Raw genomic sequence first — 7,705 nt, 5'->3', positions numbered from 1 at the left:
GGAGAGGCTGTTGGAAAAGTGCTGAATGGACTAACTCGCTGGCTGCCTACTCTACCATACTTATGGCAACCTCTTACCTCCGTTCAAATGGTTTTTCAATATCACTTAGTTTCATTTCTATATAAGCTGGCCTCCCGTGGTTACATTGTCCCGAATATGGTGTTTTTTCCATTTGCCTCAGCAGTTCATTCATTTCCTCCAATTTCATTTTTCTGCCAGCTCTAATTGATCCATAACAAGCGATAGTGGCCAATATTTTGTTCACTTTGTCTTCTATTGGCAGTGTATCTTCTATTTCCGTTAATCTATCAACTATATTTATCAGCATCTCTTTTACGTCTATTGTGCCCAAAATCGCAGGGATTTCCCTTACTACGAGCCTATTTTCTGATTTGATTTCAATGTCAAAACCCATTTCGAAAAGCTTATTTTTATAAATTTCAACCATCTCCATTCCAGCTTGGTTTTTGATTTCAACCGCTTCAGGAAGCAGTAATTTTTGTCTTTTTATACTTGATTTTTGTTTTAAGCATTCGTATACTAGCCTCTCATGGGCTGCATGCTGATCAACTATAATCAATTTGCCTCTAGCCTCAGCAATAATATAAGTATTGTAGATCTGGCAGCGTGCAAACCCGAGCGGATGGCTTTCTATCAAATCAATTTGTTCTCTTTCTAGAACTATAGTCTCCTCTTGTGATGGGGATTTTTGCATACCAGTGTAATCAAACGATTTTGACTGTTCCGACAGGCTTTTTACTCTTTCACTTGGAAAAGCAAATTCTTTCATCAGTTGATTTTCTGAAGGATTTGGCCTTCTTTCATAAAATTCTTTCCGATTTTCCGCTTCTTTGCTTTTTCCACTATCAATAAGCTCATCACTCCCTTTGCCAACATCACTCGTTGCAAAGCTGCCTATTCTCGTTGACAATGCCTTAATTAGCCCTCTTGTCACTATTTCATATATTAGTCTCTTATTTTGAAATCTTACTTCTGATTTATTTGGGTGTACATTTACATCTACTTGATCATATGGCACCTCCAAATGCAACGCTGCAAAGGGATACCTATCGTTTGGAACAAAATCATGATATGCATACCGAACCGCACCAACAAGTAGATTGTCTTTTATTGGCCTTCCATTCACGAATGTATAAATCATATCAGACTTACCTCGATTGATGGTCGGTTTGCAGACGTGTCCTGTCAGTTTGATGTCGCCCTCTTCTTCATTAACCTCCAGAGAATTATTTTGAAATTCTTTTTCTATCTCACATAGTCTACTGAACAACGAGGTTTGCTTGGCGTATTTCAAGAGCTTTTTATTACCTGAAGTGAGGGTAAACCCTATACGATAGTTAATCATTGCTAGGTTATTTACAATATCAACGATGCTTTGAGTTTCTGCTCTTTCGGTTTTTAGAAATTTTAGCCTATTTGGAGTGGCAAAAAACAAATCTCGTACTTCAATATATGTGCCTTGTGATAAAGAGTAAGGCATAATTTCCCCCACTTTTTCTCCGCCCTCATACCTTATAGACCACGCTTCACTTGCTCCTCCTGCTCTAGACGATAACTTTATCCTACTCACTGCTGCTATCGAAGGCAGCGCTTCTCCTCTAAAGCCAAGATGCTTGATTTCTACTAATTCACTATCGCTTAATTTTGAAGTAGCATGACGCATAAATGCAAGTTCTAGATCATTCTTTTCTACTCCACTTCCATCATCTATCACAGTGATAAGATTGCACCCACCACTCTCTATTTTGATCTCTATTTCTGAACTTTCAGCATCTATTGCATTTTCAACTAATTCCTTCACTACGCTTGCTGGTCTCTCAATTACTTCTCCCGCTGCTATACGGTTTATAGTTTTTGTATCTAAAAGAATTATTGCCATAAATTTACCATGGACCCGGTTTTTCCTTTACTCCTTTGGTCTGTTTCTCTCTCCATTTTTTTAACCTACTTGCAATTTCATTGTTAGAAATTGACAATATAGACGCGGCGGTAATGGCAGCATTATATGCTCCACTTTCTCCTATGGACATTGTTGCAACCGGTATACCTTTTGGCATTTGCACTATAGACAATAGACTATCCAGCCCGTTTAGTTGCTTACTATGTACAGGAACACCGATAACAGGTAAATAAGTAAGCGACGCAACCATACCAGGTAAATGAGCTGCTCCCCCTGCACCAGCTATAATAACCTTAAAACCTTTTTCTTGTGCAGATTTAGCAAAATTGAATAGTCTTTCTGGTGTTCTATGTGCAGATATTATAAATATATCATGCGAAATCCCTAGCTCTTTTAACATATTAACAGCATGAGACATAGTGCTATAATCCGATTCACTTCCCATAATTACAGCGACATCTTTTCTTATTCCTGCCATATTCAACATAATTTGATTTACTAACTAAATAGTGTTTCAGCTAAAAAGCAACAAATATTTGAGTTACATTATGAATATAATATATAGCATTCTCATTAAACAGAGATTTGAACAAATATCTATTTTAAGATATAGAGATATAAACTTCTTATGTAATATGAATTTACAAAATGACTATTTTAGCCTTGCAGCTGCCATTCTTCTTGCTATAAATAATTTTTTTAGGTAAAACAATTATTAAGATTAAAATAAATTTGTTACAAATATTAACGCATGATCAATTTAAAGCTTTATATATTAATATCTATAATTATTTAGTACAAGCTATATGATATTAATACTTTGAGATATCAAATTTATGTTGTAATGTCTTACAAAGTTTTTGATAGTGGGTGTAAAAAGATTATGGAAATAATAATGTCATTAGACAACGGTTCATGTTTTGTAGAAATAAAAAAGAAGCTACTTAGCATAATCAGCGAATTTATAAGAACAAAGTGTTGGACCCAAGCTCGTGCAGCAGAAGAACTAGGTGTTGATCAGCCGAAGATATCGCAAATTAAAAATGGCAAAACAGATGGTTTCTCCCTAGAGCGATTGTTAGGATTCCTCAAAAAATTAGGTTTTGGAATAACAATTATAATAACAGAAAACCAAGCAGTAAAATTTGAAGAAGAAAAGGCAAAACATGAAGCTGAGTCTCAATAGAGAAGTTGACATTTTGTTTTTTTATGATACAGTATAAAACTTATTAAGGTAGTATTTTATGGCTGAATCTGTTATAGAAAAATGCACAGAGCGGGTGAATAACCGTTTTAAATTAGCTCTATTGGCGAGTCAGAGGACACATGACTCGAATACAGGGGCAAGTAGCCCAATTGAGGCAGCTAAGTTTAAAGGTCATAAGAATACCATCATTTCTTTATACGAAATAGCAGAAAGACAAGTAGATACTCATGAATTATTTAGCCTTTTGGTAAGCAGATGCAAAGAGTATATGAAAGGAAATGTGAGTAATGCTTACAGCAGTAATACAAGTAAGCTAGAAAAACTACTAAATTTTTCTGATGACCAGTTCAACATAGATTCCGATATGGATCAAGAAAGTGTTAATATTCAGGATGATGAGGTAGAAACCGAAATAGACGATCAAGACAGTGAGGAAATAGATGATGAAGTAGATAATGAAGAGTAGATCGAGCAGAGTACTACTGAAGTTTGTAATTTATAGATGATCTACGTTACTGTTTATATACTGCTGCTTTGTATTAGTGTAATGCTATGCCGTGTAGTGTCCAAGCTGAGTGATATTTACGACAAGGTGCTAGCATTTAACAATTTTTCGACACAAGTAGCTTTACTCATAACAGCAATGTCGATTGTTCTGAACAATTTCTTTTTGCTTGATATAGCACTTTTGTATGCTAGTATTAGTTTTGTATCAACTATAGCACTAATGAGGTTAATGTTGCTTTGATAATTTATGATAGGACCTATTTTCATATTCTTAGGTATTTGTTTAGTAATCATTTCAACCATAGGAACAATCAGATTTCCTGATTTTTATACTAGGTTACATGCAGTAGGTATAATAGATTCCAGCGGTGCGATGTTATTGTTGATTGGTCTTGCTCTGCAAAATGAATTTTCAATTAATACTGTTAAAATAATGCTATTGATCCTTATAGTATGGATAGCTAACTCAACTAACAGCTATATTTTAGCGTGCACTTATTATAAAAGTAAGGGAAAAACTAAAGAAGGTTAAGATGCTAGAAATATTGAATGTAACATTACTCTTTCTATTACTTACAGTTACAGTTTTTATAGTTCTTTCAAAACACTTAGTTGTAAGTAGCGTTCTAATGTGTGCATTTAGTTCACTCATTGCACTTATGTATTTAATTATGAACGCACCTGATGTTGCAATTACTGAAGCTTCAGTTGGTGCAGGGCTCAGTACAGTTTTTATGTTTGCTGCGCTTTCTTTGATAAAAAACCATAAAGTAAATTTATCTCACAACCCTACAACACTTTTTTTTATTTTATTTTTGACTGTATTCTTATCACACTTTATAACTCAACTGCCGGATTTTGGCAGCCATGACGCTCCAATCCACTTGCATGTTGCTCCTTATTATATAGAAAATACTGAAAAAGTTGCTGGTATTCCTAATATAGTGACGGCTATTTTAGCAAGCTTTCGTGGTTATGATACATTTGGGGAAACTATAGTAGTCTTTACTGCCGCACTTTGTATAACATTAACATTAAAAGAAGAAAAAGAAAATGATTAAAGATCCGGTATTAAATGCAGTAACATTTTTAATGGTGCCTTTTATTATCCTATTTGCCTTATATATACAATTTCATGGCGACTACACTCCAGGTGGGGGATTCCAAGCCGGAATAATTATTGCTTCCGGAATAATACTATATTCAATGTTATTTGGTATATCCGTAACTTTAAAAGCAATACCCTATTCTGTAATTAAACTTGCTAATATGCTAGGCATTTTAATCTACGGAGGAACGGGTATTGTAACAGTTTTATTTGGCAAAAGTTTTTTATCTTATGGTATATTATTAACCAACAACGTTGCTAGTCAAAAATTTGGCATTTTCCTGGTGGAACTGGGCGTAGCGCTTACTGTCTTCTCCTCCATGTTGATCATATATGTAAGCTTTGCTCGTATAAAAAGACAATGACTTTATATAATTATACAACTATTATTATATTAATGATGCTGGGCTTGTATACTATCATAAATGATAAAAATCTAATCAAGAAAATGATAGGGGTAAGCGTTTTCCAAGCATCTGTTCTGCTATTTTATATATTTTTAGGATATATAAAAAGCTCTTTGCCTCCTATACTAGTTTCAAGTTTTTATTTATATAGCAATCCTATACCGCATGTTTTAATGCTCACTGCCATAGTAGTTGGAATTGCAACATTTTCAGTTGGATTGTCTATAGCAATAAAAATAGAAGAAAAATATGGAATAATTGATCAAGACCAACATATGTGAATTAACAGTATCTTAAACTATATGAAGTAACAGGTAGCTACAAGCTAAAAATTAAACTATAGGCTTGCTTGTTGTAAGCTTATTTACTAATAAGGGATAAAATTTTAAATATAAAGGTAATGATGTCAACTATTAATAATGCAGAGGGTAAGAAAAAAATCATAAGGGATCTAGTGACCAAAAGTATAAGAAAGGGTGGTTTTATTACTCTTGATGATATAAATGATAAACTGTCAGATGAAAATTTCTCATCTGACTTCATAGATGATACTATATCTATATTACAAGATTCTGGAATTAATGTACTTGAGAGCAGCGAAGATGAGGAAGACACTTCTGCTAACAATGATGATAGCAAACTCGATGACGATGATACATTGTCAAATGCTGCCACAACTTTAGTACAAAACGACGATCCGGTAAGAGTTTATCTACAAGACATGAGCTCCGTAAAGCTTCTATCAAGGGCAGATGAAATCGAGATAGCAAAAAAAATTGAATCTGAAAAGCATAACATGCTGCGTGCAATAATCGAAACATCAGTAACACTGAAAATGATAAAAGCATGGCGTGATGATTTGAGTAGTGGAGCTCTCTTACTGAGAGAAATTATAGACCTAGATGCAATTTACAGTTCTGATTTTAATACAATACCTAAAAAGGATAGCGAAGAAAGTGCCGAAGACTTTGAGGATTCTGAAAATGCCAAAGATAATGAACACTGCGAAGATGATGAAGCAAGTAATAAAAAGGGTGATGACGAGCAAGAAAGTGGTAACGAAGATATAAACTCAGCAAGTTTAAATGTTTCTATTCTTGAAATGGAAAGCGACTTATTGCCCAAGGTTATAGTTGCACTAGATGAGATAATTACTTTAGCAAATGAAGCATTGACACTAAGGAAAAATTCCCCTAGCGAGTCAGGATATGAAGATTTATATAATCAAATATGGTTTATAGCGTTACAAATCAAATTAAGTGATGCTGCTGTCACTCAAATTATACAAAAACTCTATAATATAAACAAGTCTATAATGCTTGAGGAAGCCAATCTTATTTCTGAGGCTAGAAAATATGATATTGACAGGGAAAGTTTCTACAAAGTTTATAATGAAGTGCTTTTAAAGCGTGAATTGGAGGAGACAAGTTTTTTAAAGACCAATGAAAATGAATCTTCTCTTACAGAAGAATTAAAAATCAAATGTACAAGGTTTATAGAAGGTAACTCTGAGTGTATAGCCCGCTCTGTGAATAATGTTAAGCAATATATACAAGAAGATAACGTGCAGGAATTTAAGGAGCTAATCAAAAGGATACAAAAGCATGAACGAGAAGTCTCCGAAGCAAAGCAGGAAATGATTAAAGCTAATTTAAGGTTAGTAGTCTCCATCGCTAAAAAATATTCAAACAGAGGTCTTGCTCTGCTTGATTTGATACAAGAGGGCAATATTGGTCTTATGAAAGCCGTGGATAAATTTGATTACAAACGCGGATACAAGTTTTCAACTTACGGAACTTGGTGGGTAAGGCAATCAATCACCAGAGCAATACCTGAACAGTCTAAAGTAGTTAGAATACCGGTTCATATGGTAGAAATTATCAGCAAAATCAATAGGACACTAAGAAAGTTAACTCATGAGATGGAAAGAGAGCCTACATTAGAGGAATTGAGTACGGAACTTGGGATGCCTCTAGAAAGAATACGCAAAGTTATGAAAATAGCAAGAGATCCTGTAAGTCTTGAAGCTCCAACGGGAAAAGATGATAACAGTACCTTTGGTGATTGCATAGAAGACAAACGAGTCTCAAAGCCAGAAGATGCTGCAATACTTGCTGACTTGCGTGGTATTACAACCAATGTTCTTGCAACTTTAACGCCAAAGGAAGAAAGGATTCTCAGAATGCGCTTTGGTCTTGGTAAAGATGGAAAAGAACATACCTTAGAAGAAGTAGGAAGAATCTTTAACGTAACACGCGAGAGAATTAGGCAAATAGAAGCAAAAGCACTACGTAAATTAAAACATCCAAGCCGTGCTAGAAAACTTAGAGGATTCTTCTGAGGAAATGCGTCAAATTAAACCAACTTGCGTTATTGGGAGGGGGCAAATAGAATGGCATGATAAATTGGCTCAAACCTGTAATTATAAGCAAGAAGCGCTAGACTTCTTGCATAACTATATAACACACTTTTGACAGAGCATTGGTGTTCAATGGAAACAAAAAAAACTACTTGACAACCTTCACCGTTACCCTTATTATAACAATAAGGGTATT

Annotated in this window: 10 protein-coding genes; 8 read left to right on the top strand and 2 right to left on the bottom strand. The window is 34.6% G+C overall.

Going from position 1 to position 7,705, the window contains the following annotated elements; genetic code table 11:
• Positions 1 to 73: 73 nt before the first annotated feature.
• Both mutL and purE read right to left on the bottom strand, forming a co-directional pair.
• A complete protein-coding gene (gene mutL / locus DM84_RS03470; RefSeq protein WP_250778351.1) occupies positions 74 to 1,900 on the bottom strand; it encodes a DNA mismatch repair endonuclease MutL in 1,827 nt (608 codons plus the stop codon).
• Between the two features lie 4 nt (positions 1,901 to 1,904).
• Complete coding sequence (gene purE, locus DM84_RS03465; protein WP_250778354.1) at positions 1,905 to 2,399, bottom strand: 5-(carboxyamino)imidazole ribonucleotide mutase; 495 nt, start codon at positions 2,397 to 2,399, stop codon at positions 1,905 to 1,907.
• A 405-nt stretch (positions 2,400 to 2,804) separates the two neighbouring features.
• Here purE and DM84_RS03460 point away from each other — a divergent pair, with 405 nt between their 5' ends.
• From DM84_RS03460 to rpoD, 8 genes are all read left to right on the top strand, one after another.
• Positions 2,805 to 3,107: a helix-turn-helix domain-containing protein gene (locus DM84_RS03460; protein ID WP_250778350.1), complete on the top strand. Its 303-nt coding sequence runs from the start codon at positions 2,805 to 2,807 to the stop codon at positions 3,105 to 3,107.
• Between the two features lie 58 nt (positions 3,108 to 3,165).
• The gene (rpoZ, locus tag DM84_RS03455) at positions 3,166 to 3,594 is read left to right on the top strand and encodes a DNA-directed RNA polymerase subunit omega (RefSeq protein ID WP_250778349.1); all 429 of its coding nucleotides are present in this window, start codon (positions 3,166 to 3,168) and stop codon (positions 3,592 to 3,594) included.
• A 36-nt stretch (positions 3,595 to 3,630) separates the two neighbouring features.
• Complete coding sequence (locus DM84_RS06155; RefSeq protein ID WP_349305103.1) at positions 3,631 to 3,876, top strand: monovalent cation/H+ antiporter complex subunit F; 246 nt, start codon at positions 3,631 to 3,633, stop codon at positions 3,874 to 3,876.
• Positions 3,877 to 3,882: 6 nt separating this feature from the next.
• Positions 3,883 to 4,167, top strand: a complete 285-nt coding sequence (locus DM84_RS03445; protein ID WP_250778348.1) for a monovalent cation/H(+) antiporter subunit G — start codon at positions 3,883 to 3,885, stop codon at positions 4,165 to 4,167.
• A 1-nt stretch (position 4,168) separates the two neighbouring features.
• A complete protein-coding gene (locus DM84_RS03440) occupies positions 4,169 to 4,696 on the top strand; it encodes a DUF4040 domain-containing protein (protein WP_250778347.1) in 528 nt (175 codons plus the stop codon).
• On the top strand, positions 4,689 to 5,108 hold the full coding sequence (locus tag DM84_RS03435) for a Na(+)/H(+) antiporter subunit B (protein ID WP_250778346.1): 420 nt from the start codon (positions 4,689 to 4,691) through the stop codon (positions 5,106 to 5,108). Before DM84_RS03440 ends, DM84_RS03435 begins: the two co-directional genes overlap by 8 nt.
• Positions 5,105 to 5,431, top strand: a complete 327-nt coding sequence (locus DM84_RS03430; RefSeq protein ID WP_250778345.1) for a cation:proton antiporter subunit C — start codon at positions 5,105 to 5,107, stop codon at positions 5,429 to 5,431. Before DM84_RS03435 ends, DM84_RS03430 begins: the two co-directional genes overlap by 4 nt.
• A 122-nt stretch (positions 5,432 to 5,553) precedes the next feature.
• Positions 5,554 to 7,491: an RNA polymerase sigma factor RpoD gene (rpoD, locus tag DM84_RS03425; protein WP_250778352.1), complete on the top strand. Its 1,938-nt coding sequence runs from the start codon at positions 5,554 to 5,556 to the stop codon at positions 7,489 to 7,491.
• Positions 7,492 to 7,705 lie beyond the last annotated feature (214 nt).

This window comes from Wolbachia pipientis (assembly GCF_023661085.1).
Taxonomy (GTDB): domain Bacteria; phylum Pseudomonadota; class Alphaproteobacteria; order Rickettsiales; family Anaplasmataceae; genus Wolbachia.
The sequence above is the reverse complement of the archived record's forward strand: the minus strand, read 5'-3'. Positions and strand labels throughout refer to the sequence as shown.

Excerpts from the sequence above, each read along its gene's own strand:
- mutL (WP_250778351.1), bottom strand. The coding sequence starts at position 1,900 with ATGGCAATAATTCTTTTAGATACAAAAACTATAAACCGTATAGCAGCG.
- rpoZ (WP_250778349.1), top strand. The coding sequence starts at position 3,166 with ATGGCTGAATCTGTTATAGAAAAATGCACAGAGCGGGTGAATAACCGT.
- DM84_RS03440 (WP_250778347.1), top strand. The coding sequence starts at position 4,169 with ATGCTAGAAATATTGAATGTAACATTACTCTTTCTATTACTTACAGTT.
- DM84_RS03435 (WP_250778346.1), top strand. The coding sequence starts at position 4,689 with ATGATTAAAGATCCGGTATTAAATGCAGTAACATTTTTAATGGTGCCT.
- rpoD (WP_250778352.1), top strand. The coding sequence starts at position 5,554 with ATGTCAACTATTAATAATGCAGAGGGTAAGAAAAAAATCATAAGGGAT.
- DM84_RS06155 (WP_349305103.1), top strand. The coding sequence starts at position 3,631 with ATGATCTACGTTACTGTTTATATACTGCTGCTTTGTATTAGTGTAATG.
- DM84_RS03460 (WP_250778350.1), top strand. The coding sequence starts at position 2,805 with ATGGAAATAATAATGTCATTAGACAACGGTTCATGTTTTGTAGAAATA.
- DM84_RS03445 (WP_250778348.1), top strand. The coding sequence starts at position 3,883 with ATGATAGGACCTATTTTCATATTCTTAGGTATTTGTTTAGTAATCATT.
- DM84_RS03430 (WP_250778345.1), top strand. The coding sequence starts at position 5,105 with ATGACTTTATATAATTATACAACTATTATTATATTAATGATGCTGGGC.
- purE (WP_250778354.1), bottom strand. The coding sequence starts at position 2,399 with ATGGCAGGAATAAGAAAAGATGTCGCTGTAATTATGGGAAGTGAATCG.